General features: G+C 69.8%; 21 protein-coding genes and 1 pseudogene. 11 read left to right on the top strand and 11 right to left on the bottom strand.

Annotated features, from left to right (window positions below; translation table 11 throughout):
• Position 1: 1 nt before the first annotated feature.
• From ABD882_RS18205 to ABD882_RS18240, 8 genes are all read right to left on the bottom strand, one after another.
• Complete coding sequence (locus tag ABD882_RS18205) at positions 2–733, bottom strand: FadR/GntR family transcriptional regulator (RefSeq protein WP_345188891.1); 732 nt, start codon at positions 731–733, stop codon at positions 2–4.
• The gene (locus ABD882_RS18210) at positions 723–1790 is read right to left on the bottom strand and encodes a Gfo/Idh/MocA family protein (protein WP_345188892.1); all 1068 of its coding nucleotides are present in this window, start codon (positions 1788–1790) and stop codon (positions 723–725) included. Before ABD882_RS18210 ends, ABD882_RS18205 begins: the two co-directional genes overlap by 11 nt.
• Entirely contained in the window at positions 1787–2785 is a 999-nt protein-coding gene (locus ABD882_RS18215; RefSeq protein WP_345188893.1) for a Gfo/Idh/MocA family protein, read from the bottom strand. Before ABD882_RS18215 ends, ABD882_RS18210 begins: the two co-directional genes overlap by 4 nt.
• Entirely contained in the window at positions 2782–3837 is a 1056-nt protein-coding gene (locus ABD882_RS18220) for a Gfo/Idh/MocA family protein (RefSeq protein WP_345188894.1), read from the bottom strand. The genes ABD882_RS18215 and ABD882_RS18220 overlap by 4 nt, the downstream gene beginning before the upstream one ends.
• Positions 3834–4838 (bottom strand): ABC transporter ATP-binding protein, encoded by a 1005-nt coding sequence (locus ABD882_RS18225; protein ID WP_345188895.1) that lies wholly within the window; start codon positions 4836–4838, stop codon positions 3834–3836. Before ABD882_RS18225 ends, ABD882_RS18220 begins: the two co-directional genes overlap by 4 nt.
• Positions 4835–6796: a dipeptide/oligopeptide/nickel ABC transporter permease/ATP-binding protein gene (locus ABD882_RS18230; RefSeq protein ID WP_345188896.1), complete on the bottom strand. Its 1962-nt coding sequence runs from the start codon at positions 6794–6796 to the stop codon at positions 4835–4837. Before ABD882_RS18230 ends, ABD882_RS18225 begins: the two co-directional genes overlap by 4 nt.
• Entirely contained in the window at positions 6796–7755 is a 960-nt protein-coding gene (locus tag ABD882_RS18235; protein ID WP_345188897.1) for an ABC transporter permease, read from the bottom strand. The genes ABD882_RS18230 and ABD882_RS18235 overlap by 1 nt, the downstream gene beginning before the upstream one ends.
• Positions 7756–7817: 62 nt before the next feature.
• A complete protein-coding gene (locus tag ABD882_RS18240) occupies positions 7818–9434 on the bottom strand; it encodes an ABC transporter substrate-binding protein (protein ID WP_345188898.1) in 1617 nt (538 codons plus the stop codon).
• A 238-nt stretch (positions 9435–9672) separates the two neighbouring features.
• Between ABD882_RS18240 and ABD882_RS18245 the strand changes: the two genes are divergently transcribed.
• The 5 genes from ABD882_RS18245 to ABD882_RS18265 are packed head-to-tail and all read left to right on the top strand — an operon-like array spanning position 9673 to position 14326.
• Entirely contained in the window at positions 9673–10599 is a 927-nt protein-coding gene (locus ABD882_RS18245; RefSeq protein ID WP_345188900.1) for a dihydrodipicolinate synthase family protein, read from the top strand.
• Positions 10596–11723, top strand: coding sequence for a Gfo/Idh/MocA family protein (locus ABD882_RS18250; protein WP_345188901.1), 1128 nt, complete (start codon positions 10596–10598; stop codon positions 11721–11723). The genes ABD882_RS18245 and ABD882_RS18250 overlap by 4 nt, the downstream gene beginning before the upstream one ends.
• Entirely contained in the window at positions 11710–12702 is a 993-nt protein-coding gene (locus tag ABD882_RS18255; RefSeq protein ID WP_345188903.1) for an ROK family protein, read from the top strand. The genes ABD882_RS18250 and ABD882_RS18255 overlap by 14 nt, the downstream gene beginning before the upstream one ends.
• Positions 12699–13379, top strand: coding sequence for an N-acetylmannosamine-6-phosphate 2-epimerase (locus ABD882_RS18260; RefSeq protein ID WP_345188904.1), 681 nt, complete (start codon positions 12699–12701; stop codon positions 13377–13379). Before ABD882_RS18255 ends, ABD882_RS18260 begins: the two co-directional genes overlap by 4 nt.
• Positions 13376–14326, top strand: a complete 951-nt coding sequence (locus tag ABD882_RS18265) for a DUF4862 family protein (RefSeq protein ID WP_345188905.1) — start codon at positions 13376–13378, stop codon at positions 14324–14326. The genes ABD882_RS18260 and ABD882_RS18265 overlap by 4 nt, the downstream gene beginning before the upstream one ends.
• A gap of 122 nt (positions 14327–14448) precedes the next feature.
• Here ABD882_RS18265 and ABD882_RS18270 read toward each other — a convergent pair.
• Both ABD882_RS18270 and ABD882_RS18275 read right to left on the bottom strand, forming a co-directional pair.
• Positions 14449–14857 (bottom strand): annotated as a pseudogene (locus tag ABD882_RS18270) (RidA family protein).
• On the bottom strand, positions 14854–15627 hold the full coding sequence (locus ABD882_RS18275) for an IclR family transcriptional regulator (protein WP_345188906.1): 774 nt from the start codon (positions 15625–15627) through the stop codon (positions 14854–14856). The pseudogene ABD882_RS18270 and the gene ABD882_RS18275 overlap by 4 nt, the downstream one beginning before the upstream one ends.
• 124 nt (positions 15628–15751) lie before the next feature.
• On the opposite strand from ABD882_RS18275, the gene ABD882_RS18280 reads away from it, so the two are divergent.
• From ABD882_RS18280 to mmsB, 6 genes are all read left to right on the top strand, one after another.
• A complete protein-coding gene (locus ABD882_RS18280; protein ID WP_345188907.1) occupies positions 15752–17053 on the top strand; it encodes an alanine racemase in 1302 nt (433 codons plus the stop codon).
• Positions 17054–17152: 99 nt separating this feature from the next.
• Positions 17153–17785 carry a bifunctional 4-hydroxy-2-oxoglutarate aldolase/2-dehydro-3-deoxy-phosphogluconate aldolase gene (locus tag ABD882_RS18285; protein WP_345188908.1) on the top strand — a complete coding sequence of 211 codons (633 nt, stop codon included), beginning with the start codon at positions 17153–17155 and terminating at the stop codon, positions 17783–17785.
• Positions 17786–17990: 205 nt separating this feature from the next.
• Positions 17991–19004 carry a LacI family DNA-binding transcriptional regulator gene (locus ABD882_RS18290; RefSeq protein WP_345188909.1) on the top strand — a complete coding sequence of 338 codons (1014 nt, stop codon included), beginning with the start codon at positions 17991–17993 and terminating at the stop codon, positions 19002–19004.
• A gap of 338 nt (positions 19005–19342) precedes the next feature.
• On the top strand, positions 19343–20470 hold the full coding sequence (chvE, locus tag ABD882_RS18295) for a multiple monosaccharide ABC transporter substrate-binding protein (protein WP_345188910.1): 1128 nt from the start codon (positions 19343–19345) through the stop codon (positions 20468–20470).
• 69 nt (positions 20471–20539) lie between these two features.
• Entirely contained in the window at positions 20540–22081 is a 1542-nt protein-coding gene (mmsA, locus tag ABD882_RS18300) for a multiple monosaccharide ABC transporter ATP-binding protein (protein WP_345188912.1), read from the top strand.
• Complete coding sequence (gene mmsB, locus ABD882_RS18305; RefSeq protein WP_345188913.1) at positions 22078–23283, top strand: multiple monosaccharide ABC transporter permease; 1206 nt, start codon at positions 22078–22080, stop codon at positions 23281–23283. Before mmsA ends, mmsB begins: the two co-directional genes overlap by 4 nt.
• 96 nt (positions 23284–23379) lie before the next feature.
• On the opposite strand, the gene ABD882_RS18310 is transcribed toward mmsB, so the two are convergent.
• Complete coding sequence (locus ABD882_RS18310; protein WP_345188914.1) at positions 23380–24228, bottom strand: IclR family transcriptional regulator; 849 nt, start codon at positions 24226–24228, stop codon at positions 23380–23382.
• Positions 24229–24326: the final 98 nt, after the last annotated feature.

A 24326-nucleotide genomic window follows, 5' to 3' on the forward strand; every position in this document is an offset into this window, starting at 1 on the left:
GTCAGACGCCGCCGAGGGCGGACAGGTGTGCGCGGATCCCGTGGAAATGCTCGATGAGGCGCTCCGCGGCGAGGCGCTTGTCTCGGCTGCGGACGGCATCCAGGATCAGCCGGTGGGTGTGCGCGTTCTCATCGAGGCTGTGCTGCTCGAATCCTGCTCCCTCGTGGATCTGCCGGTAGACGTTCCAGAACACCTCGAGGAGGTTGGAGAGCAGATCGTTGTGCAGCGGCACGTAGAGCAGCCGGTGGAAGTCCTGGTCCTCGTCGATGAAATGCTTGCCCTGAGCCGCGAGCACCTCCATGGCGACCACTTGGCGTTCCAAGACCTGCAGGTCGTCTTCGGTCACGGCATCGATCGCCAGCCCGATCAGGCCCGACTCGAGTGCCTGGCGGACATCGACGAGTTCGAGCGCCTCCGCGCCGCCGTGCCGCAGCGACAGGCGCCCGCGGAAAGCGAGGCTCGCGCCGAGCGAGGTGAAGCTGGTCGCGGCGACGAACGTGCCGAATCCGTGGCGGATCTCGACGACGCCGAGCGCCTGCAGCACCTTGAGCGCTTCGCGTACGGTGTTGCGCCCGACGCCGAGCGCCGCGCACAGCTCGTTCTCGGTGGGCATGGGATCGCCCACGTCGAGGTCGCGTTCGAGGATCAGATCCATGATGTCGTTCTGCAGGGTGCGCAGGCGCTCCTGTGCACCGAACCGGGCCGCCTTCGGCGCGATCACGTCATTGCTCACTCTTCGCCCCCGTGCTCTCTTCGCCCAATGTAATGGGTCTCCCGTCGCGAACCGCGGCATAGCACGCCTCGGTGACGGCAAGACTCGCCCGCGCGTCGCGCAGCGTGTACCGCGGAGCTCGCCCGTTCGCGAGTGCGCCGATCAGCTCGTCGAGGTACCGCTCGACCGCGATGACCGAGCTCGGGCCGTCGACCGGGCGCTCGGCCTGCAGTCCGTCGGTGCGGAACACCGAGATCGCCGGCTTGTCGTCGTCGGCGATCGCGTGGCCGTGCGAGCCCAGCAGCCGGATCGAGGAGGAGACCGGGCCGTGCCCCGGCGCGGCCGCAGCGCGGGCCAAGGTCACCGTCGCCGTGACGCCGTTCTCGAGCAGCAGCGACACCACCGCGGAATCCTCGACGCCCGCATCGCGATGCGGTTGCTGGAACAGGGTCGCTGCCTCGGCGTAGACCTCGACGACTTCGAGTCCGGTGAGATAGCGGATGTAGTCGACCGGGTAGAGCAGGAAGTTCAGCAGCTCGCCACCGCCGGACAGTGCAGGATCCGTGACCAGCTCGGGCCGTTCCACCGACGTCGCGAAGTGCGCGCCGGAGGCGAACCACTCCACGTCGACGTGCAGCGGCAGGCCGAGGTGACCGGCGTCGACCCAGCCGCGCAACCGCTCGACCGCGGGGGAGCGCAGCCGGTTCACCACGCAGACGGTGGCTCCCGATCTCTCCTGCGCGGCGAGGATCCGATCCGCTTCCGCCACGCTCACGGCGACCGGCTTGTCCACCAGTACGGCGATGCCGGCGTCCAGCGCGGCGATCGCGAGTTCGGCGTGCCGGGTCGGCTCGCTGCAGACCACCACCAGATCGCACATGCCCGGCGCGAGCAGCGCTGCGGGGGAGAGCAGGGGCAGATCGTGCTGCTCCGCGAACCGCCTCGAGTCGGCGACGATCCACTCCGCAGCGTCGTCGGCCTCGGCGACGCCGACGAGGCTGGTACGCGGATCGGCAAGGAACGTGGGCAGATACGACTCCGCATGTCGCACCGCGGAGAGGAACCCGACTCGGATCATGCGATCTCCTCCTCGCGCAGGTCGATGGGTCGCCCGGTGTCCAGCGATCGCTGAGCGGCGAGGGCGGCGGCGAGGGCGGCGCGCACCTGGCCGGTGCGGACGACGGGCTCAGCCCGCCCCTGAACGAGGTCGATCCAGTGCGCGAGCTGACGGCCCATCGCGCCCTCCACCGAAGGCAGCGGCGTGGCGGCTCCGGCAGCGTGCAGCACGGGGTCGTCGTCCGTCGAATGCGTGACCGTCCCCTCGGTGCCGGCGACGACGATCCGCCGGAACATGTCCCGCGGCTGGGCCAGTGAATACGAGATCTCCAGCGTCGCCAGTGAGTCGTCGTCGAAACGCACGATGAGCTGAAACGAGTCGTGCACGGGCATCCCGGCCGCGAAGCTCGGGAAGGAGCGCGCGAACACCCGCGCGGGGCGCCGTCCGAGCAGCCACACCGCGACATCGAGCAGGTGCGTGCCGTTGTGCACGGGATGCCCGCCGGAGCGCGTCCGGTCCAGCTGCCAGCCGCGCCAGCCGCCGGGCCACACGTACCCGGTGTACCAGCTCACGTGGGCGAGGCGGGGCTGTCCCACCGCGCCGTCCGCGATCGCGGCGGCGAGGGCCGCGACGGCGGGCTGGAAGCGCACAGTCTGCCCGACCATGAGCGTTGTGCCCGCCCCCTCGGTCGCCGCGACCATGCGGTCGAAGTCGGCGAGCGTCAGCGCGGCGGGCTTCTCCACGTGCACATGTTTGCCGGCTGCGCCTGCAGCGATCGTGAACGGCGCATGCGCAGGCGTGGCATTGCAGACGTCCACCGCGACGACCGTGGGATCGGCGAGGATCCGCGTGAAGTCGACCGTGGCGACCGCGCCCGGCGCGAGGGCGGCGAGGCGCTCGGCCCGGCCGAGGTCGGATCCGTGCACGTACGCGATCTCGACCCCGGGGAGGGCGGCGAGCGCACGCACATGGTCGCCCGCGATCACGCCGGACCCGGCGATCGCCACGCGGGTCATCGCCGATCCTCGGCGGCGGATGCGTTCGAGCGGAGCGCCGTGAGTGCGGCGCTCGCCGGGAGCTCGGTGAGCGTGGTGGAGGTCCCCCGGACGGCAGCGGCGATCTCGTCGAGCTCGCACGTGACCGCGGTGCGCATCCACAGCGGTCCCGGGCCGCCGGTGTTGTACGCCTGCGCGGCGCGCGCCGCCTCTCGCAGCGAGTCGTTCGAGGCTTCGTCGTCGAATACGCCCGTCACCTCGGTGGCCGCACCGTCGACGAACCGGGTCACCGTTCCCTGGCGGAAGTCGGCCTCGACACTCGCGGTGGTGCCCGAGATGCGGAACCACCATTCGGCCCGGTGTGCCGAGGTGGAGACGCTGTGCCGTCCCAGAGCGCCGGAGGGGGTGCGCAGCACCGTCTCCGTGACGCTGTCGACGACGTGCTCGCCGTGTGCGAGCGGTGCGCCGGAGACGCCGGTGACATCGATCGGTTCTCCGAGCGCCCAGACCACCAGGTCCAGCTCGTGGATCTCGTGCAGCAGCTCCCCGCCGCTGCGGCGGCGATCCAGCTTCCACCAATCGCCGGGGTCGGCCGGGACGTGCACGAGCCGGCGGCGGGCGCCGGCGGCCTCGAGCACGGTGCCGAGCTCTCCGCCGCGCGCCTGGGCGACCATGCGCCGCACGCCGGGGAAGGCACGCATCACGTGCCCCACGACGAGCCGGCCGGACGCATCGCGGGCCGCGGCCAGGATCGCGGAGATCGATGACGCGTCGATGCCCAGCGGCTTCTCCACGAACACGTGCTTGCCGGCACGCAGACCCGCGATCGCGGGCTCGGCGTGCAGATGGTTCGGGGTGGCGACGACGACGAGATCCACGTCGTCGTCCGCCGCCAGTGCAGCCGCGTCGGCGTGCACCCGGGCACCGAGCGGCTCGGCGAGGCGCTGGGCGGCGTCGGGCAGGGCGTCGGCCACCGCGGTCACCGCGAACGCGTCGTGCGCGGCGCAGGCGCCCGCGATCATCGTCCCGAAGAAGCCGGCGCCCACGACGCCGACGCGGATGGCCTCGGTCATGCGGCGCCTCCGCTCGCGACCGTGCGCACGAGCTCCAGCGGGTGGTAGCAGCGCGCCGTGTGCAGCGGCAGCTCGCCGAACCGGGTCACCGGCGGCATCTCGGTGGCGCACTGATCGGTCGCCTTCCAGCAGCGGGTGCGGAAAGGGCAGCCGGATGGCGGATGCACCGCCGAGGGGACAGGGCCCTCCAGCGTGATCGGCTCGATCTCGTCCACCAGGCTCGGCGTCGCCGACAGCAGCGCCTCCGTGTAGGGGTGGCGCACGTCGGCTGGCACAGCGGCAGCCGGCGTCTCCTCGACGATGCGACCCAGGTACATCGTGACGATCCGGTCGCTCATCCGGCGTACGGTCTGGATGTCGTGCGAGATGAACACCATGGCGAGGTCGAACTCGGCCTTCAGCTCCAGCAGCAGGTTCAGGATCTGGGCTCGCACCGACACGTCGAGCGCGCTGGTGGGCTCATCGGCGATGAGCACGGAGGGGCGCAGTGCCAGGGCGCGGGCGATCGCCACGCGTTGGCGCTGGCCGCCGGACAGCTGCGCCGGCAGCGCGTCGGCGGCGCTGGCCGGCAGCCCGACCAGATCCATCAGCTCCGCGACCCGGGTGGTGCGCTCCTTCGCGTCACCGACGCCGTGCACTGTGAGCGGATCGCGGAGGATGTTGCGCACCGGCATCCGGCGGTTCAGGGCGGTGGACGGATCCTGGAACACCATGCCGACGTTGCGTCCGAACTGCGTGCGTCGCTCGGAGCCCGTCATCGTCCACAGCGATTGCCCGTGGAACAGCACCTCGCCCTCCGTGGGGCGCTGCAGGCCGACGATCGTCTTGGCGAGGGTCGACTTTCCGCAGCCCGACTCGCCGACGACGCCGACGGTCTCGCCCGCGTTCAGGACCAGGTCTGCGCCGGTGAGCGCGTGCACCGTGTCCTTGGCGAACAGCTTCTCGCCGGTGATCCGATGCCGCACGTGCACATCGCGCAGCTCGAGAATGGGCTCGGTCATGCCGGCACCTCCGTTCGTTGCCGCTCGACGTCGCGGGCGGGATGATGGCAGGCGACCTCGTGCAGGAGCGGGGTGCCGAGCAGCACCGGATCCTCTCGACGGCAGATCGCGGTGACGGCGGGGCAGCGGTCGGAGAACCGGCAGCCGATCGGGAACGAGGCGGGCGATGGCACGACGCCCTTGATCTGGGTGAGCTCGGCGTCGCCCGACTCCAGGGACAGCACGGCCGACAGCAGTCCCCGGGTGTAGTGGTGCGCAGGCTGCCCGACGACGTCGGCGATGTCGCCCGTCTCGGCGACCTCGCCGCCGTACATCACGACGACCCGGTCGACGATGTCGGACACGAGTGCCAGATCGTGCGAGACCAGGATCAGGGCGAAGCCGAGTTCCTGCTTCAGCCGCATCAGGAGCTGCATCACCTGCGCCTGCACCGTGACGTCCAGGGCAGTGGTCGGCTCGTCGGCGACGATGAGCTTCGGATCGCGGCTCAGCGCCATCGCGATGAGCACGCGCTGGCGCTGCCCGCCGGAAAGCTCATGCGGGTAGGCCTTCAGTGTGCGCGCCGGATCCAGGTTGACCAGTTCCAGCAGCTCCGTCGGGGTGCGGTGCCCGCCGCGCCGGGTCAGCTGCGTGAGCTGCTGCTTGACCGTCATGGCGGGGTTCAGCGAACTCAGCGCGTCCTGGTAGATCATCGACATCCCGCGGCCCATCAGCGCCCGGCGATCCTTCGCCCGCATGCCGATGAGCTCGGCGCCGTCGAACACGATGCTGCCGCCGATCTGTGCGCCGCGCGGCTCCAGGCCCATCACGGCGAGGCTGGTGAGCGACTTACCGCAACCGGACTCGCCGATCAGGCCGAGCACCTCGCCGGGGCGGACCTCGAACGAGACCCCGTTGACGACGTTCACGCCGTTGTGCCGGTCGGGGAACGAGATGGTCAGCTCGTCCACCGCGAGCACGGGAGCGACGTCAGGGATCGCGCGGACCCGACGACGGATGCGAGCGCCGGCTTCACGCAGCCCGACGATGTCGGAGATGGCGTCGCCGCCGCGATCGACGTCCTCGGCCTCGGCGGTCACGGCCTGCGCGGCGGCCTGGGAGGCCTTCGCTGACGGGGCCGCGATCGCGTCGGTGAGGCCCTCGGCGAGGACATTGAGGCAGAGCACCGTGGCGAAGATGACCAGACCCGGGAACAGTGTCGCCCACCAGCCGCCGGTGAGCAGCAGATTCTTGCCGTCGGAGATCACACTTCCCCAGGACGGGTTCGGGGGCTGCACGCCAGCGCCGATGAACGACAGTGACGCCTCGAACACGATCGCGTCGGCGACCATCACGGTGCAGAACACCAGGATCGGTGCGGCGATGTTGACCGCGACGTGGCGGGTCACGATGAAGAACCGTTTCGCGCCGATGATGTGCTCGGCCGCGATGTAGTCCTCGCCGTACTGCGCCTGCACGTTGGCGCGCACGATCCGGGCGATCGACGGCATGTAGAGGAAGCCGATCGCGAGGATCAGCACGACGACGTCGCGGCCGAACACCGCCACCAGCACGGCGGCGAGTGCGATGCCGGGGAACGCCATGATGATGTCCAGGAGCCGCATGATCGTCTCGTCGACGAGACGGCGGCTGGTGGCCGAGAACGCGCCGACGATCGCGCCGGCGACCAGAGCCAGGGCGGTGGCGCCGAGTCCGATCGCGAGCGACCAACGACCGCCGTAGAGCAGCCGGCTGAGGATGTCGCGACCCTGACTGTCCAGGCCGAGCAGGTGGGCGGCACTCGGGGCCTTGTCGGGTGCCACGGTCTGCATGTTCGGCGCATACGGGGTCAGCAGCGGCGCGAAGATCACGGCGAGGACGATGATCGCCAGCACGACGACCGCGATCCAGGCGCCGAGTGTGAGCCGGCCGAAGCGGAGACCCGGCCGGGAGAGCTTCTGGGTGAGGTTCTTGCGCATCAGTGGCTCGTTCGCAGTCTCGGGTTGGCCAGCAGGGACAGGATGTCGACGATCAGGTTGATCACGACGAAGCCGAGGGCGATGGTCAGCACGACGCCCTGCACGATGGCCGGTTCGTTGTTCTTGACCGCCTCGATCATGAGCTGCCCCATACCGGGCAGGTTGAACATCTGCTCGATGACGACGGCGCCGCCGAGCAGGTAGCCGATCCGCAGTCCGAGCACGTTCAGCGGGTTGATGAGAGCGTTGCGCATCACGTTGCGGCCCACGACCACGAACGGGGGAAGCCCGCCGCCGCGCGCGGTGCGCACGTAGTCGCGGTCGAGCTCCTCGACCATCGATGTGCGTACGATCCGGGTCAACTGCGCCGACAACGGCAGCGCGAGTGCGAGGGAGGGGAGCGTCATCGTCATCAGCCAGCCGTAGATGGAGTCTGCGGGGTTGACGTAGCGCGACGACGGGAAGATCGGGAAGGTGATCGAGAACCACTGCACGAGCAGCAGAGCGACCCAGAAGGACGGTGCGGCGACGCCACCCAGCGTGAGGATGCGGATCGTCTGGTCGGGCCAGCGGTCGCGGAACACGGCGGAGACCGTGCCGAGAGTGAAAGCGATCACCACGGCGATGAGCAGGCCGAGCATGGTCAGCTGGAGTGTCAGCGGCAGCGCGGTCGAGATCAGCGTCGTGACGTCCTGTCCGGTGGCCAGGCTCTTGCCCATGTGGCCGGTGAGGATCTGGCCCAGGAACGCGAAGTACTTGACGATGAACGGCTGGTTCAGCCCATGCGCTTCGCGGAACTGCGCGAGCTGGTCGGGGCTGACCGGGGCGTCCGCGAAGACGGCGACGGCCGGATCCGTGGAGGAGAACTGCATCACGGTGAAGACGAAGAGCACGATCCCCAGCAGCAAGGGGATCAGGGTCAGCAGTCGCCTGCCGATCATTCTGAGGACGACGGTCACGAGGTGTTCCTCTCAGGTCGTGTCGGTCGGGGCGCCCGCGGGGACGCCCCGACCGGCGTTGCTCAGCCCTTGAGCTGCGCGTCCATCATGTAGACGCCGGGGATGTTGAGCGCCTTGACGCCGTTCAGCTTCTTGCCGTCCCAGGCGGTGAACAGCTGCATGTGCATGACAGGGTAGATGACACCTTCATCCGCGATGGTGTTCAGTGCCTTCTTCATATCGGTATCGGTCGTCTTGGGGGAGTCGGACTGCTCGGCCGCGGTGAGCTGGGCGTCCAGCGCCGCGTACTCGGGTGACTGACCCCACTTGTTCCACTTCATGAACGTGTTGGTGTTGGAGTAGAACCACCGGACGTTGAGGTCCGCGTCGGTGCCGAACTGGTTCGGGTTACCGGAGAACGTCAGCACATCGGCGGGGTCGCCCTGCGCCACCTTCGTGTTGAAGGTCGCGGTCTCGACCACGTCGAGGTTGGTGGTCACGCCAATGGCCTCCCAGTCCTGCTTGATCGCGTTGACGGCGGTCGCAGTCCAGGAGATGTTCGTGGACAGCAGCGTCAGGTTGAGGTTGGAGACGCCAGCCTCCTGCAGCAGCTTCTTGGCCTGGGTCGGGTTGTAGTCGTACTGCGTGCCGGCCTTGGAGTAGTACGGGCTCGACTCCTGCAGGAAGCTCGTCGCGGGAGTTCCCTTGCCGGCGATCGACACGTCGATCAGCTTCTTGGTGTCGATGGCCATGCGCAGCGCCTGACGGACGCGCTTGTCGTTGAACGGCGCCTTGCTGGTGTTGAAGGCGAGGCCCAGCATGTTCATGCTGTCTGCGCCCTCGACGCTGAGGCCCTTGCCCTTGAGCGTGTCGACGGTGTCCTGCGGAATGTTGTCGGCGATCTGCACTCCGGAGACCCCCGAGGTGAGCAGGCTCGTGCGCGCGGCCGCGTCGACAGACACGTTCCACTGCATCGAGTCGATCTTCGGGTGCAGCGGCCCGTTGTAGTCCTTGTTCAGGATGAACGAGGTGAACGAGGTCGGTTCGGTGGCCTTGATCTCGAACGGGCCGGAGCCGACCTGGTTCTTGGCATCGGCGTAGTAGTCGTCGGCCTTGCCGTCGAAGACATGCTTCGGCATGATCTTCAGGATCGAGAACCGGTCCAGCGCGTAGGGGAACGCGCTCTTGAGGTCGATCTTGACCGTGCTGTTGTCGACCTTGACCGCGTCCTTGAGCCAGCTGGAGAAGAACGCCGTGGTGATCACCGGCTTCTGCGTGTTGAGCACCCTGTTCACCGAGAACACGACATCATCGGCGGTGACCGGCTTCCCGTCGCTCCACTTCGCGCCGGAGCGCAGCTTGACGGTCCAGGTGAGTGCCTTGGTGTCCTTCGGCAGCTCCGCGGCCAGCGCGGCGTACGGCTTGCGGTCGACGGGGGAGGAGTCCCAGAGCGCCTCGTAGATGTGGTTCTCTGCCGACATCGCGAACGCGGAACCGGTGTTCACCGGGTCCCAGGAGCTGTTGTTGTTGTAGCCGATCGCGACTTCGACGTGACCCTTGGCCGCGGTCTGGCCGACGGACGTGCTGGATTGCGGGCCGGAGCAGGCCGTCACCAGCCCTACCGTGACGACGGCGGCGACAAGGCCGGTCAGGCGGGTGAGCGTGCGAGCTCGGGAACTCAGCAACTTCGTTGTTTCCACTGCTGTTCCTTTCGGAGGATGCCGGTCGGGTTGGTGCAGGAGGGAGGGAGTGGATGCCCCACATAGGACGTCCCACCTCTTGGTTTCAAGAACATAAGACACGATGGGCGCATCCGTCAATAGGTACTTTCGGGCGGCGAGGAGACGTTCACACTTGCCCATTGACGGGCGTCGCCGCTTTTGTCATACTCTCAAAACAGCAAGACATCCCACGTCCTATCACCACCGAAGGAACATCGTGACGAACACCGGCTTCGACCACTACCAGGGCATCATCCCGCCCGTGCTCACCCCGCGGACGGCGGACGGGCAGGTCGACGTCGAGTCTCTGCGCCACGTCACCGCCCACCTCGTCGACGGCGGCGTCGACGGTCTCTTCGTGCTCGGCTCCTCGGGCGAGGTCCCCTACCTCACCACCGCCGAGCGCGACCTCGTGGTCGGCACCGTCATCGACGAGGCCGCCGGCAGGGTACCGGTGCTCGCCGGCGCCAACGATCAGACCACGGCCCGTGTCGTGGCGGAGGCCGAGCGCCTGCACGCGCTCGGGATCGACGCACTCGTGGTGACCACCCCCTATTACGCGCTTTCGAACCAGTCCGAGGTCGCCGAGCACTTCCGCACCGTCCGCGCCCGCGTGGACCTGCCGCTGTTCGCCTACGACGTGCCGGTGCGCACGCACGTGAAGCTCAGTGCCACGGTGATCCGCGAGCTCGCGGAGGAGGGCGTGATCGCCGGTCTCAAGGACTCCTCCGGAGATGACGTCGCATTCAGGCTGATCACGCTCGCAACAGAGGATCTCCCGCAGTTCCGGGTGTTCACCGGACACGAGGTCGTCGTCGACGGGGCGCTGCTCGGCGGCGCGCACGGCGCCGTTCCGGGGCTCGCGAACGTCGACCCGGCCGGCTACGCCCGGCTGTTCGCGGCTGCGAAGGCCGGCGACTGGATGGCTGCCCGGCGGGAGCAGGATCGCCTGGCGCGCCTGTTCCGGATCGTCGAGGTCATCGACCCTCAGGTCTCGCCCGGTGCGGCCGGCCTCGGCGCCTTCAAGACCGCACTGCAGCTGCTCGGCGTGATCGAGAGCAATCGGATGAGCGAGCCCATGCGCGCCCTCGGCGCGGCCGACACCGACCGGATCCGCGGCATCCTCGACGAGGCCGGTCTGTGACAGCAGAGTCCATCGGCTACGGCATCGTCGGCGCCGGCTATCTCGGCAAGGCCCTCGCCCGCGGCCTCGCGGTGCGGCCCGGCGCCCGGATCGTCGCGATCTTCGATCCCGGCGACGCGCAGACCGTCGCCACGGAGTTCGGTGCCAGGGTCGAGCCCACCCTCGCGGGGCTGCTCGTCGCCGCGGACGTCGACGCCGTCGTGGTCGCATCGCCCAACGCGGCGCACTACGATCAGGTGGTCGCGGCGGCCCGTGCCGGCAAGCACGTGTTCTGCGAGAAGCCGGTCGCGCTGTCCTATCGGGACGCCGATGACATGATTCGCGCCTGCGAGGCAGCGGGCACGATCTTCTTCGCGGGCCACGTCACCACCTACATGGCCGGGGTACGCCGCGCGAAGGAAATGATCGCGGCCGGGCTGCTCGGCGAGATCACCTTCGTGCGCGCGGTCCGCACGACGTGGGAGGGGCACGGCGGAGGGCACAGCTGGAAGAAGCAGACCGCGCTCTCCGGCGGGCACCTGTACCACCACATCCACGAGCTGGACCTCGTGCAGTCGCTGCTCGGTCCCGCGACCCGCGCCACGATGGTGGGCGGCAACGTCGCGCACCATCACGCGGATGACGGCGACGAGGCCGACCTGCTCGCCATGCTGCTGGAGTTCGACGGCGCGCGGTTCGCCTCTCTCGAATACGGATCCGCCTTCCATTGGCCAGAGCATCACGTGCTGATCCAGGGCACCGAGGGGGCGATCCGCCTGGGATTCCAGGGCGAGGGGTGCACCCTGCGGATACCCGGTCGCGTCGAGCACTTCCCGCTGCACCGCACCCCGGCTGAGGAAGAGAGCCGCGCGGCCTTCTACCGAGCGGGCGAGGAGGACGCGTCCGGCCTGTTCGGCACCCCCGACACTGATGTGCCACTGTGGCTCGCCGGAATCCTCGACGAGGAGACCGAGAGCTTCCACCGCCTGATCACGACCGGAATACTCGAGCAGGAGTTCGCTCCGCTCGCCGACGGCAGCGCTGCGCGCTCTGCCCTCGCCACGGCGGACGCCCTCACGCTGTCTCTGCAGGAGCGCCGGACCGTCGATGTCGCCGAGGTGACGAGCGGCCATGCCCGCCGCTGACAGGCTCGCGGTCGGCGTCGACATCGGCGGCACGAAGACCGCGGCCGGGCTCGTGAGCGAGTCCGGCGGGGTGCTCGCCCGTCGGGAGGCGCCTACCCCTGCCGCGGGCGGCCCTGACGCCGTGCTGGCGACAGCGATCCGCCTCGCCGCCGAGATCATCGCGGCCTCTGCGGATCCGGTCTCTGCTGTCGGCATCGGCGCAGCCGGAGTCATCGATCCGCGCCACCGCGCCGTGCTGTCCGCGACCGACACCCTTCCCGGCTGGGCCGGGACCCGGATCGGGGAACGCGTCGAGGCGGTGCTCGGGCTGCCCGTCGCGGTCGACAACGATGTGCGCGCGCATGCGGTCGGCGAGACGCGTTTCGGGGCGGGCCGCGGCCGATCCTCGGCGCTCGTGATCGCCGCGGGCACCGGCGTCGGCGGTGCGCTGATCCTCGACGGCCACCCGCAGCAGGGCGCCACGGGCATCGCCGGGCACTTCGGCCACATCCCCAGCGCCGACGCGCAGGGTCTGCTCTGCACGTGCGGCCGCTCCGGGCACCTCGAGATGATCGCCGCCGGACCCGCCGTGCTCGCCGCGTACCACCGAGCCGGGGGAGCGGGCGAGGCCGACGACACCCGTGCCGTGTTCGCCCTCGCCGCAGACGGCGATCCGGTCGCCGAAGCCGCGATCCGCACCGCGGGTCGTGCCCTCGGGCGCGCGATCGGCGGCCTCGTGAACGCGCTGGACCCGGAGATCGTCATCGTCGCCGGGGGGCTCGCGCACACCTCCGCACTTTGGTGGGATCCGGTGCGGGAGGGCTTCGCCGAGGAGGCCATCGACCTCGTCCGCGCCTGTCCGGTCGTGCCCGCCGCCCTCAGCGGCGACGCGGCGATCATCGGTGCCGCAGCCCTCGCCTTCGATCTCGTCGGCGCGGCGCCGGTGGCCGCGATCGCCGGTGCTGGTTCCGTTCCCGTCCCGCCAGGAGATTCCGCATGACACTCCCCGCTCCGCTCGCCGCCCTCGCCGGAGGGCTCGTCGTCTCCTGCCAGGCGTACCCGGGCGAGCCGATGCGCAGCCCCGAGACGATGGCGCAGGTCGCGCAGTCCGCGCTGATCGGCGGCGCCGTCGGGATCCGCGCGCAGGGCCTCGGCGACATCGCCCTCATCCGGGAGCGGGTCGACCTGCCTCTCATCGGGCTCTGGAAGGCCGGGGACGCGGACGTCTTCATCACCCCGACCCTGTCGCACGCGATCGGCGTGCACGCCGCGGGCGCCGACATCGTCGCGCTCGATGGCACCCGCCGGGAGCGTCCGGACGGGCTGAGCCTCGCCGAGACCATCCGCCGGCTGAAGGATCGGACCGGTGCGCTCGTCATGGCCGACACCGGATCCCTGGACGACGCGCTCGCCGCGGTCGAAGCGGGCGCGGACTGCGTGGGCACCACGCTCGCCGGCTACACCTCCGACCGCCCGAAGCTGGCCGGGCCCGACATCGAGCTGATCGGGCTGATCTCCGCCGCGGTCGGGGTGCCGGTGCTCGCCGAGGGCCGGATCCACACCCCCGCGCAGGCCGCGGAGGCGATCGCCGCCGGAGCCTTCTCGGTCGTCGTCGGCACGGCCATCACGCATCCCGCGTCGATCACGAGCTGGTTCGCCACCGCGGTCCACGGATGAGCGTGCTCGTCGGCGCCTACGCGGCCTCGCCTGCGCACGCGCGCTGGGATCCCCGGGCGGAGGCGGAGTTCTTCGACGGCCTGGACGGCCTGGACGACGTGGGCGGGCTCGAGCTTCCCTGGCTCGGATCCCTGCATCCGCACGACGACGCCTGGCTGCTGGCGCATTTCCCGCGTCGGTTCGACGCCGTGCTGACGAGCATTCCGGGAACGATGGTGCGGCTGCGCGACGAGCCCCGGTTCGGGCTCGCCTCCACGGACGAGGAAGGGCGCGCCGCCGCCGTGCGCGAGGCGCTCGCGATCCGCGACGGCGCCCGGCGGATCGACGACGCGACCGGACGGGCCACGGTTCGCGCGATCGCGCTGCACAGCGCTCCGACCCGCACGGGCGATGCGCGCGGCTCCGCGGAGGCCCTGCGGATGTCGCTCCTCGAGCTGCTCGACGCCGGTGGCTGGGACGAGACGGCGCTCGTGATCGAGCACTGCGACGCGGCCGTGCCCGGGCATCCGGCGGAGAAGGGCTTCCTGGCCGTCGACGACGAGCTCGCAGCGCTGGAGGACTTCCCCGATGCGGTCGGGATGTCGGTGAACTGGGGCCGGTCGGCGATCGAGCTCCGGGATCCCGATCTCGTCTCCGGTCAGATCGCGCGGATCGCCGGCGCGGGCCGTCTGCATGGCCTGATGCTGTCCGGCGCGTCCGCACAATCCACGCCGTTCGGCGGATCCTGGGCGGATGCGCATCACCCGCTCGCCCCCGCCGAGGGGTTCCCGATCGGGGAGCCGGCGTCGCTGCTGACGCTCGCCCGCGCACGATCCGCCATCGCCGCCGCCGGATCCGTGCGGTGGTCGGGTGTCAAGTTCGGCTGGGCCGACCACGACGCCGCTGTCGCGCCGCGTCTCGCGATGATCGCGGCGGCCGCCCGGCTGTTCTCCGCCGGCCCGGGGTGACCGGGCTTTGGGGAGGAGAACTCCCGTTCGGGCGGAGATTTCACGGCTGAGGATCCGCCCCACCCGGAGTTCTCCTCCCCAGCGTGCGCCCCGAGTGAGAGCCCCGAGCGTGCGCGGGCGCCTCAGATCACGGCGAGGGCGTCGATCTCGACGAGCATCTCCTCGCGAGGCAGGCCCGTGAACACGGTGGTGCGCGCGGGCAGCACACCGCTCGTCGTGTGCTTCCGCACGAACTCGCCGTACGCGTCGTTCATGATCGGGAAGTCCGAGCGCTTCGTGAGATACACGCGCAGCATCACGACATCGTCGAACGTCGCCCCCGACGCCTCCACGATCGCGCGCACGTTCTCGAGCGTGCGCAGGGTCTGCGCGGCGACATCGTCGGGGAACAGGTACTCCCCGGTCTCGGGATCGACCGGACCCTGGCCGGACACCTGCACGATCGGGCCTTTGCGCACCCCCCTGCGAGAAGACGTGCGCGGGCGCGGGGGCGCCGGTCGTGAAGACGCGGGTCTTGGGCGTCGAAGTCATCGTGCGTCCTCTCGCTGGGCGGCGGGGCGCGCGGCCCAGCCCAGATCTGCGGACGCGCCGCCGGTCGCGTTCATGAGCTGCGGCAGCAGTGCGAGCACCTCGTGGGCGGGCAGCGACAGCGTCGGCACCGACACGGACGCGGCGGCGACCACAGCCCCGCCGCCGTCGCGGATCGGCGCCGCGATGCAGTTGATGAACGTCTCGTGCTCGCCGCTGTCGCGGGCGAAGCCGTCGGCGCGCACCCGCTCGAGCTCGGCGAGGAAGTCGGCGGCGTTGCGGATCGTGCGCTCGGTGAACGGCGCGTAGTCGATGCCCTCCGCGATCTCGCGGCGTACGGACGCCGGCAGGTCGGCGAGCAGCACCTTCGCGACCGCGGTGCAGTGCAGCGGCGCGCGCAGGCCCACGCGCGAGTACATCCGGATCCCGGAGCGCGCCTCGAGCTTGTCGATGTAGACGACGTCGCCCGATTCGTACGCGGCGAGGTGCACGGTCTGACCGGTGCGCTCGTTCAAGGCCTCCAGATGCGGGCGGGCGACCTCGCGCACGTCGCGCTGGGCGAGCGCGGCGCCGGCCAGCTCGAACAGGCGGCTGCCGAGCCGGTAGCGGTGCTGGGCGTCGTGGGTGACGAAGCGCTGCGCTTCGAGGGTCTGCAGCAGGCGCAGGATCGTGGACTTGTGCACGTCGAGCCGTGCGGCGCATTCGTCCAGGCTCTGCGCCCCGTCCTGGAGGGCGGTGAGCAGGTCGAGGGCGCGCGTGACGGTCTGGTTCATCGGCCGATCCCGGCGGCGACGCGGACGGTGGGTGCGGACAGGGCCATGCGATGAGACTATCCAGGGTCGCGCCACGCTGCAACGTCGATTGCGGACTGTGCAATCAGGGTGACATCATGGGCGGGTGGATGTCTCAACGCGTGCTGCCCGTCCGCCCTCCGTGCCGTTGCTGTCCGCGCGGGAGAAGTCGTTCCCCCCGGCCGCGCACGGGCGCTCGCTCGAGAGCTTCCTGGCGGGCGATCCCCGGCGTTCCGACTTCGCGACCCCGCTGCTGACGCTCGACCGCGGGGCGATGCAGCACAACGTCGCCCTGATGGCGGAGTGGGCGCGCGCGGCGGGCGTGCGGCTCGCCCCGCACGGCAAGACAACGATGGCGCCCGATCTGTGGCGCGCGCTGATCGATGCCGGCGCCTGGGGGCTCACGTTCGCCACGGCTTGGCAGGCGCAGGCGGCGCGAGCGCACGGCGTGCGCCGGATCCTGATCGCGAACGAGGTGGTGGATCCGATCGCCCTGCGCTGGATCGCCGACGAGCTGTCCGCCGACCCTGAGGTGGAGATCCTGTGCTGGGCCGACGGCGTGGACGCGGTCCACGCGATGGACGCGGCGATCGGCGATACGGCACGGCCGCTGCAGGTGCTGGTGGAACTCGGCGGCGCCGGCGGGCGCACCGGAGCCCGCGACCGCGCCACAGCCGGTGCGATCGCGGAGGCGATCGTCGCATCGCCCGTGCTCGAGCTCGCCGGTGTCGGCGGCTATGAAGGCGCCCTGGCGCACGACCGCGCGCCCGCGTCGATCGCCCGGATCGATGCCTACCTCGTCGCTCTCGCCGAGCTGCATCGCGAGCTGGTGGATGCCGGGATGTACCCCGAGGGGGTGCGTCCGGTCGTGAGCGCCGGCGGCAGCGCGTACTTCGACCGGGTGGGCGTGGTGCTGCCCCAGCTGTGCGCCGGCGCCGACGTGGTCGTGCGCTCCGGCGCGTTCCAGATCCACGACGACGGCTTCTACTCCGGCATCAGCCCGATGGGCCGCGAGATCGGCGACGAGCCGTTCCGCTCCGCGATGCATGTCTGGGCGCGGGTCCTGTCGCGTCCCGAACCCGGCCTCGCGCTGCTGGACTGCGGTCGCCGCGACGCCTCCTTCGACGAAGGCCTGCCCGTGGCGCAGCGACTTGCCGGGCGTCCCGGGGACGACGCTGTCCTGGTCGGCAGCGTCGTGACCGCGATGAACGACCAGCACCTGTTCCTGCGGCTCTCCGACGACGTCGCCGCCGCGGGCGGCGCGGATCGGCTGCGCGTCGGCGACGTCGTGCGCCTGGGGCTCTCGCACCCGTGCACGGCGCTGGACAAGTGGCGGCTGATCCCCGTCGTGGCCGACGCCGACGCCGACGATCCGGTCGTGGTCGCCGCCGTCGAGACCTGGTTCTGAGCGTGCCGGCGCGCAGCGGGTCGGGGTGGCGCCCATGGGCGAAGCCAGCGTGTCGCGGAGGAAAGCAACGGGCCCACGGGCCACAGGAGAGGGAGCACGATGACCGCTGATGTGATGGAGCTGCTGCGTCAGGATGCGGCGCTCGCGCTGCCCCGGCTGGCCCGGATCCCGGATCCCGTGCCGCTGCTGGCCGCGCTCGCCGCGGGCGGGATCCACGTGGTCGAGTTCGCGTTCACCACTCCCGATGTCACGGGGCTGATCGCCGCGAGCGCCGACGTCGACGGGGTGCGGGTCGGTGCAGGCACGGTCACGACGGCCGCGGACGCCCGCGACGCGATCGCCGCGGGGGCCGCGTTCCTGGTGACGCCCGGCGTGGTCGACGAGGTGGCCGAGGTGGCCCGCGCGCACGATGTCCCGGTCGTGATGGGTGCCCTCACTCCCACCGAGGCCATGGCCGGGCTGCGCCTCGGCGCGGCGGCGGTGAAGATCTTCCCCGCCGACACGGTCGGTGCGGGCTACTTCCGCCACCTCGCGGGGCCGTTCCCGCAGATGCCGCTGGTGGCTTCAGGCGGGTTGAACGAGCAGAACGCCGGGGAGTACGTGCGGGCCGGCGCGATCGCCGTCACCGCAGGGTCCAGCGTCGTCTCGGCTGCCGACGTCGCCGATGAGCGCTGGGATGCGGTCACCGCCCGCGCCAGGGCGTTCGTGACGGCCGCGCTGCGGGGGCGTTGAACGCGCAGCGACGAAGGAGCAGCGAGACGAAACGGGGTGACCACCGCGAGACGGCACTCCTGAAGTACGTTGCGTCACATGCAATCAGATTGCATCACAGGCGCAAGCCACTGCCGGCGCTGCCGGGCTGGGCCCATGAGCCACTGGCGTCCTGCACTCCGTGCGCTCGCGCATAATGAGCTTGTCGGCATGAGTGGAGGTGCGCGTGGTCGTGGACGGTGATCTGCCGCGCGCCCTGAACATCCGTGACGTGGCCCGCGAGGCCGGTGTCTCGTACCAGACCGTGTCGCGGGTGCTGAACGGCAGCGACCGGATCCGGGAGTCGACGCGAGAGCACGTGCAGAGCGTCATCGACCGCCTCGGCTATCGCCCGAACCCGGTCGCGCGGGCGCTGTCGACGAACCGCTCCCGGACGATCGGCGTCGTCACCGCGCAGAGCGCCCTGTACGGTCCCGCGACGGCGGTCGCTGCGATCGAGTTCGCCGCCCGCGACGCCGGCTACCGGCTCTCCATCGCGAACCTGCGCTCCGGAGACCCGGGGGAGGTGCGCTCGAGCATCGACGACCTGCGCAGTCACGCCGTCGAGGCCATCATCGTGATCGCGCCGCAGCAGCAGGTGCTGTCGGAGGTGGCCGAGATGAGCGTGGACGTGCCGATCGTCGCCCTCGGTCCGAGCGGCGAGCGCAACTCGATGGCGATGGACCAGATCGCCGGGGCGCGTGCCGCGGTGGCGCACCTCGCCGACCTCGGGCATGAGTTCATCGTGCACCTCGCCGGGCCCCAGGACTGGACCGAGGCCGAGGCGCGCATGGCCGGTTACCTGCGTGAGCTGGACGCCCGCGACCTGCGCGTGCGGGCCCCGCTGCTGGGCGACTGGAGCTCGCAGTTCGGCTACGACGCGGGGCTGAGCCTGCTGCGCATGCCGGACTTCACCGCCGTGTTCGCGGGCAACGACTCGATGGCGCTCGGCTTCCTGCACGCCTGCCGGGACCGGGGGGCGCGGGTGCCGGAGGACATCAGCGTCGTGGGCTTCGACGACATCCCGGACGCGGCGCACTTCTTCCCGCCCCTGACCACCGTGCACCAGGATTTCGTCGAACTCGGCCGCCGCACGATCGGCATGCTCCTGGCTCAGTTGAATGGCACCGAGACAACGGAAGAACCCCTGGTCCCGCGCCTGATCGTTCGGGAGTCCACGGCGGCGCCCCGCCCGTTCTGAACCGACCGCGGAACATGCCCCGGCGACGTTCTCGAAGATGCCGCTTGACAAATGTGACCGGTTCGCCACAAAATTTCTCCAGCGGGTGTGATCGGTCACACCCACCGCGACAAGGAAGTCCGGATCCCCCGAACCCCTTGCCGTCTGACAGCTCGACACCGGCCCGCCGGCGCCGAGCCCAAGAGATCCCAGCACCGACGCCCGCAGCGATGCGGTCGTCTCCTCCATGCCCCCCGTTCCGCGGGGCGCGTGTCCCGAACGGGCCGCCCGACTGTGCCACGGGCGTGCCCGCGCAGTGCTGAGTGCGCCATGGCGGCGTGCTCGACGAAAGGAATCGCATGAAGTTCAAGAGACTGGTCGTCGGCGTCGCAGCCGTCGCGCTCGCCCTGACCATGACCGCCTGCGCGGGAACCCGCGGCGGCGGAGGATCCGGCAGCACCGCAGAGGCCGGGGCGGCCAAGGGCTCGCTCGTCGGCGTCGCGATGCCGACGAAGACCTCGACCCGCTGGATCCACGACGGCGACGCCGTCAAGTCGGGTCTGGAGAAGCTCGGCTACAAGGTCGATCTCGAGTACGCGGACGACGACATCCCCACCCAGGTGCAGCAGATCTCGAACATGCTCACCAAGGGCGCGAAGGTGCTCATCATCGCGTCGGTCGACGGCACCGCGCTTTCCAGCCAGCTCGACCAGGCCGCCTCGAAGGGCGTCAAGGTCATCGCCTACGACCGCCTCATCAACGGCAACAAGAACGTCGACTACTACACGACGTTCGACAACTACAAGGTCGGCGTGCAGCAGGCGACCAGCCTGCTCGAGGGCCTCGGCGTGCTGGACAAGAACGGCAAGGACACCGGCAACGCCGGCCCGTTCAACATCGAGCTGTTCGCGGGAAGCCCCGACGACAACAACGCCACGTTCTTCTTCAACGGCGCGATGGCCACCCTCAAGCCCTACCTCGACAAGGGCGTGCTGAAGGTCGGCAGTGGCCAGACCGGATTCACCCAGGTCGCCACGCAGGGCTGGCAGGCCGACCTCGCCAAGAAGCGCATGCAGGACCTCATCGCGTCCACCTACTCGAACGGGCAGACCGTGAACGGCGTGCTCTCGCCCTATGACGGCCTCTCGATCGGCATCATCTCGGCGCTCACCGGCGCCGGCTATGCGACCGACAAGCTCCCGACCATCACCGGTCAGGACGCCGAGATCCCGAGCGTGAAGTCGATCATCGCGGGGCAGCAGTACTCGACGATCTACAAGGACACCCGCAAGCTCGCGGGTGAGGCCGTGAAGATGGCCGACGACGTGCTGAACGGCAAGACGCCCGAGGTCAACGACACCAAGTCGTACGACAACAAGACCAAGGTCGTCCCGACGTTCCTGTTCGAGCCGGTCGTGGTGACGAAGGACAACTACAAGGCGGCGGTCATCGACACCGGGTATTACACCGAGTCCGACCTGAAGTAGGCCCATCTTCCCCGGGGTGGTCGCGGACGCTCCCGCGACCACCCCCTTCGGCTCCGGAAGGAGTGCAAGATGAGCGACAACATCCTCGAGATGCGCGGGATCACCAAGACGTTCCCGGGCGTCAAGGCGCTGCAGGACGTCGCGATCACCGTGCAGCGCGGTCACGTGCACGCGATCTGCGGCGAGAACGGCGCCGGCAAGTCCACCCTGATGAAGGTGCTGAGCGGCGTCTACCCGCACGGGAGCTACGACGGGGAGATCCTGCTCGACGGCGAACCCGTGGCCTTCAAGAGCATCAACGAATCCGAGCACGCGGGTGTCGTGATCATCCACCAGGAGCTGGCGCTGAGTCCGTACCTGTCGATCGCGGAGAACATCTTCCTCGGCAACGAGCGGCAGTCCGGCGGGTGGATCGACTGGAACACCACGAACCAGGAGGCCGCCGCGCTGCTGGAGAAGGTCGGGCTCCGCGAGAACCCGGCCACCAAGATCGCCGACATCGGCGTGGGCAAGCAGCAGCTCGTGGAGATCGCGAAGGCGCTGTCCAAGAGCGTGCGGCTGCTGATCCTGGACGAGCCGACCGCCGCCCTCAACGACGACGACTCCGCGCACATGCTGGAGCTGATCACCCACCTCCGGGACGAGGGCATCACCTCGATCATCATCAGCCACAAGCTCAACGAGATCCGCGCGATCGCCGACGAGGTCACGGTCATCCGCGACGGGCGCAACATCGAGACGCTCGAGATGGCCCGCGACGACGTCAGCGAGGACAGGATCATCCGCGGCATGGTGGGCCGCGATCTCGCCAGCCGGTTCCCCGACCACACGCCGAAGATCGGCGCGGAGCTGCTGCGGATCGAGAACTGGACCGTGCACCACCCGCTCGATCACGAGCGCAAGGTCGTCGACGGCGCGAACCTGTTCGTCCGCGAGGGCGAGATCGTCGGGATCGCCGGGATCATGGGCGCCGGGCGCACCGAGCTCGCGATGAGCGTGTTCGGGCGCAGCTACGGCGTGAACATCTCCGGCACCGTGTACAAGCGCGGCCAGGAGATCTCCACCAAGACCGTCTCCGACGCGATCGCCCATGGCCTCGCCTACGCGACCGAGGACCGCAAGCGCTTCGGGCTGAACCTCATCGACGACGTCGAGCGGAACATCACGATCGCGGCCCTGGATCGGATCGCGAAGGTCGGCTGGGTCAACGAGAGCCGGGAGCGCATCGTCGCCGAGTCGTACCGCAAGAGCATGAACATCAAGACCAGCTCGGTCGAGGCCGTGGTCGGCAAGCTCTCCGGCGGCAACCAGCAGAAGGTCGTGCTGTCGAAGTGGATGAACACGTCGCCCGACGTGCTCATCCTCGACGAGCCCACCCGGGGCATCGACGTCGGCGCCAAGTACGAGATCTACGGCATCATCAACAGGCTCGCGAGCGAGGGCAAGGGCGTCATCGTCATCTCCAGCGAGCTGCCAGAGCTGATCGGTCTCTGCGACCGGATCTACACCCTCGCCGAGGGCCGCATCACCGCGGACGTGCCGCGGGCCCAGGCCACGGCGGAGAACCTCATGCGTTACATGACCCAGGAGAAGGAGGTTGGCACCGCATGAGCGGAACATCCATCACACCGAAGACCACGTCGTTCCGCGGTGCGGTCGACTTCCTCACCGGCCAGCTCCGGCAGATCGGCCTGTTCATCGCGCTGATCGTCATCGTGATCTTCTTCCAGATCACGACCGGCGGCATCACGCTCGCCCCGATCAACGTGTCCAACCTGATCATCCAGAACAGCTACATCCTGATCCTCGCGATCGGCATGGTCATGGTGATCATCGCGGGCCACATCGACCTGTCGGTGGGATCCGTCGTCGCCTTCATCGGCGCCGCGGCCGGGGTGCTGATCACCAAGATGGGCGTGCCCTGGCCGATCGCGGTCGTGCTCTGCCTGGTGCTGGGCGCGCTGATCGGCGCCTGGCAGGGGTTCTGGGTCGCGTACTTCAAGATCCCCGCGTTCATCGTGACGCTGGCCGGCATGCTCACGTTCCGCGGCCTCACCCAGATCACGCTGCAGAACACCGCGATCTCGCCGTTCCCGGACGGCTTCCGCGCGATCGGCGCCGGCTTCCTGCCCGATCTCGGCGGCGGCCAGACGGTGGTGGAGCCGCTCACGATCATCCTCGCGATCCTGGTCATCCTCTCCATGATCGGATTCGGGATCCGCGGGCGGATGACGCGGAGCAGGTTCGCCGTCGAGGACGAGCCGCTGTGGTGGTTCGTCGTCAAACTCGCCTTCACCAGCCTGCTGATCGCCCTGGTGGCGTACCTGCTCGCGAGCTACAACGGCACCCCGATCGCCCTCGTGATCCTGGGTGTGCTGACCGTGGTCTACTCCGCGATCATGGCCCGGAGCGTCTGGGGCCGGCACATCTACGCGATCGGCGGCAACCCGCTCGCCGCCTCCCTGTCGGGCGTGAAGACGCCGCGTGTCACGTTCACGCTGTTCATCAACATGGGCGTGCTGTCGGCTCTGGCCGGACTCGTGTTCACGTCGCAGCTGAACCTCGCCAGCCCCCGCAACGGCGACGGGTTCGAACTCGACGCGATCGCCGCCGTGTTCATCGGCGGGGCGGCCGTGACCGGTGGGATCGGCAAGATCACCGGTGCGATCATCGGCGGTCTGATCATCGGGATCCTGAACAACGGCATGTCGATCCTCGGAGTCGGCACGGAGTACCAGGCGCTCATCAAGGGCCTCGTGCTGCTCGCCGCCGTCGCGTTCGACGTGTTCAACAAGCGCCGTTCGGGGCGCTGAGCAGTCGTCTCACCGGCAGGGCCCCGGCGCGCGCGGAAGCGTGAGCCGGGGCCTTCGTCGTATGCCGGGCGGCGGATCCGGGGTGTCGCCGGCGGCTCACGACGCGCCGAGCTGCTCCGAGAGTGCGGCGGCGGCGTCTGCGACGTAGCGGCCGAGCGTCGCCAGGCGCTCGCCCATCCGGGTCTTCGGCGCACTCACATTGATCGCGGCGATGATGCGGCCGTTGAGGTCGAACACCGGCGCGGACGCCCCCACGACGCCCCCCTCCAGCTCCTCGTCGAGCAGCGCGTAGCCGCTCGCGCGGATCCGGGAGATCTCCTCGAGCAGCGACTCGAAGTCGGTGATCACCGCCTTGTCGGCGGGCGGGCTCGGCAGCACCGAGAACCCGGCCTCCGTCATCAGCGGATCCGCAGGTCCCACGATCGCGCGATCCTGCCCGTGCTCGGCGTACCAGCGCTCGAGAGAACCGCGATCCCAGTCGCTGAGCAGCACCCGCCCCGAGGGCGTGCGCCAGGCGGCGGTGGTGACGCCCTCCCAGCCGGTGGTGCGGAACTCGTGCGGGCTGAGCTCGCTCATGATCGTCAGCACGTTCCCGCCGCGCAGCACGCACAGGTGCGTGGTCTCCCTGGTCGACTGCGCGACGCGACGCAGGTAGGGGCGGCAGATCGCGACCATGCGGCTCTCCACCGTGCGCGCGGCGAGGGCGTACAGGCGGCCGCCGAGGCGGTACTGCGCGGTGGACTCGTCGCGATCGATCAGCCCGGATTCGGCCAGGGTCGCGAGCGCTCGTGAGATCGCGGCCTTGTCGCGCCCGGTGAGCTGGGCGACCCGCAGCACTCCGAGTCCGCCGTCGCGCATCGCCTCGGCGCCGCCCAGCAGCTCCAGGATCTCGACGTCGCGGACGAGGCCGGAGGAGTTCCGGCGGGGTTCGGGCTTGTCTGGCATGACGCGACTATAGACGTCAAGTTGCCATATACACAACATGGCTTGTGTGAATGACATCATGCGACCTAGCTTGGGGCTACCCGAACAGAGCCGCACTT

The sequence above is a fragment of the Microbacterium panaciterrae genome, assembly GCF_039541635.1.
Classification (GTDB): domain Bacteria; phylum Actinomycetota; class Actinomycetes; order Actinomycetales; family Microbacteriaceae; genus Microbacterium; species Microbacterium panaciterrae.

Coding starts and splice junctions, on each gene's coding strand:
- ABD882_RS18210 (WP_345188892.1), bottom strand. CDS start 1,790: ATGATCCGAGTCGGGTTCCTCTCCGCGGTGCGACATGCGGAGTCGTAT.
- ABD882_RS18215 (WP_345188893.1), bottom strand. CDS start 2,785: ATGACCCGCGTGGCGATCGCCGGGTCCGGCGTGATCGCGGGCGACCAT.
- ABD882_RS18220 (WP_345188894.1), bottom strand. CDS start 3,837: ATGACCGAGGCCATCCGCGTCGGCGTCGTGGGCGCCGGCTTCTTCGGG.
- ABD882_RS18225 (WP_345188895.1), bottom strand. CDS start 4,838: ATGACCGAGCCCATTCTCGAGCTGCGCGATGTGCACGTGCGGCATCGG.
- ABD882_RS18230 (WP_345188896.1), bottom strand. CDS start 6,796: ATGCGCAAGAACCTCACCCAGAAGCTCTCCCGGCCGGGTCTCCGCTTC.
- ABD882_RS18255 (WP_345188903.1), top strand. CDS start 11,710: ATGCCCGCCGCTGACAGGCTCGCGGTCGGCGTCGACATCGGCGGCACG.
- ABD882_RS18260 (WP_345188904.1), top strand. CDS start 12,699: ATGACACTCCCCGCTCCGCTCGCCGCCCTCGCCGGAGGGCTCGTCGTC.
- ABD882_RS18265 (WP_345188905.1), top strand. CDS start 13,376: ATGAGCGTGCTCGTCGGCGCCTACGCGGCCTCGCCTGCGCACGCGCGC.
- ABD882_RS18275 (WP_345188906.1), bottom strand. CDS start 15,627: ATGAACCAGACCGTCACGCGCGCCCTCGACCTGCTCACCGCCCTCCAG.
- ABD882_RS18285 (WP_345188908.1), top strand. CDS start 17,153: ATGACCGCTGATGTGATGGAGCTGCTGCGTCAGGATGCGGCGCTCGCG.
- chvE (WP_345188910.1), top strand. CDS start 19,343: ATGAAGTTCAAGAGACTGGTCGTCGGCGTCGCAGCCGTCGCGCTCGCC.
- mmsA (WP_345188912.1), top strand. CDS start 20,540: ATGAGCGACAACATCCTCGAGATGCGCGGGATCACCAAGACGTTCCCG.
- mmsB (WP_345188913.1), top strand. CDS start 22,078: ATGAGCGGAACATCCATCACACCGAAGACCACGTCGTTCCGCGGTGCG.
- ABD882_RS18310 (WP_345188914.1), bottom strand. CDS start 24,228: ATGCCAGACAAGCCCGAACCCCGCCGGAACTCCTCCGGCCTCGTCCGC.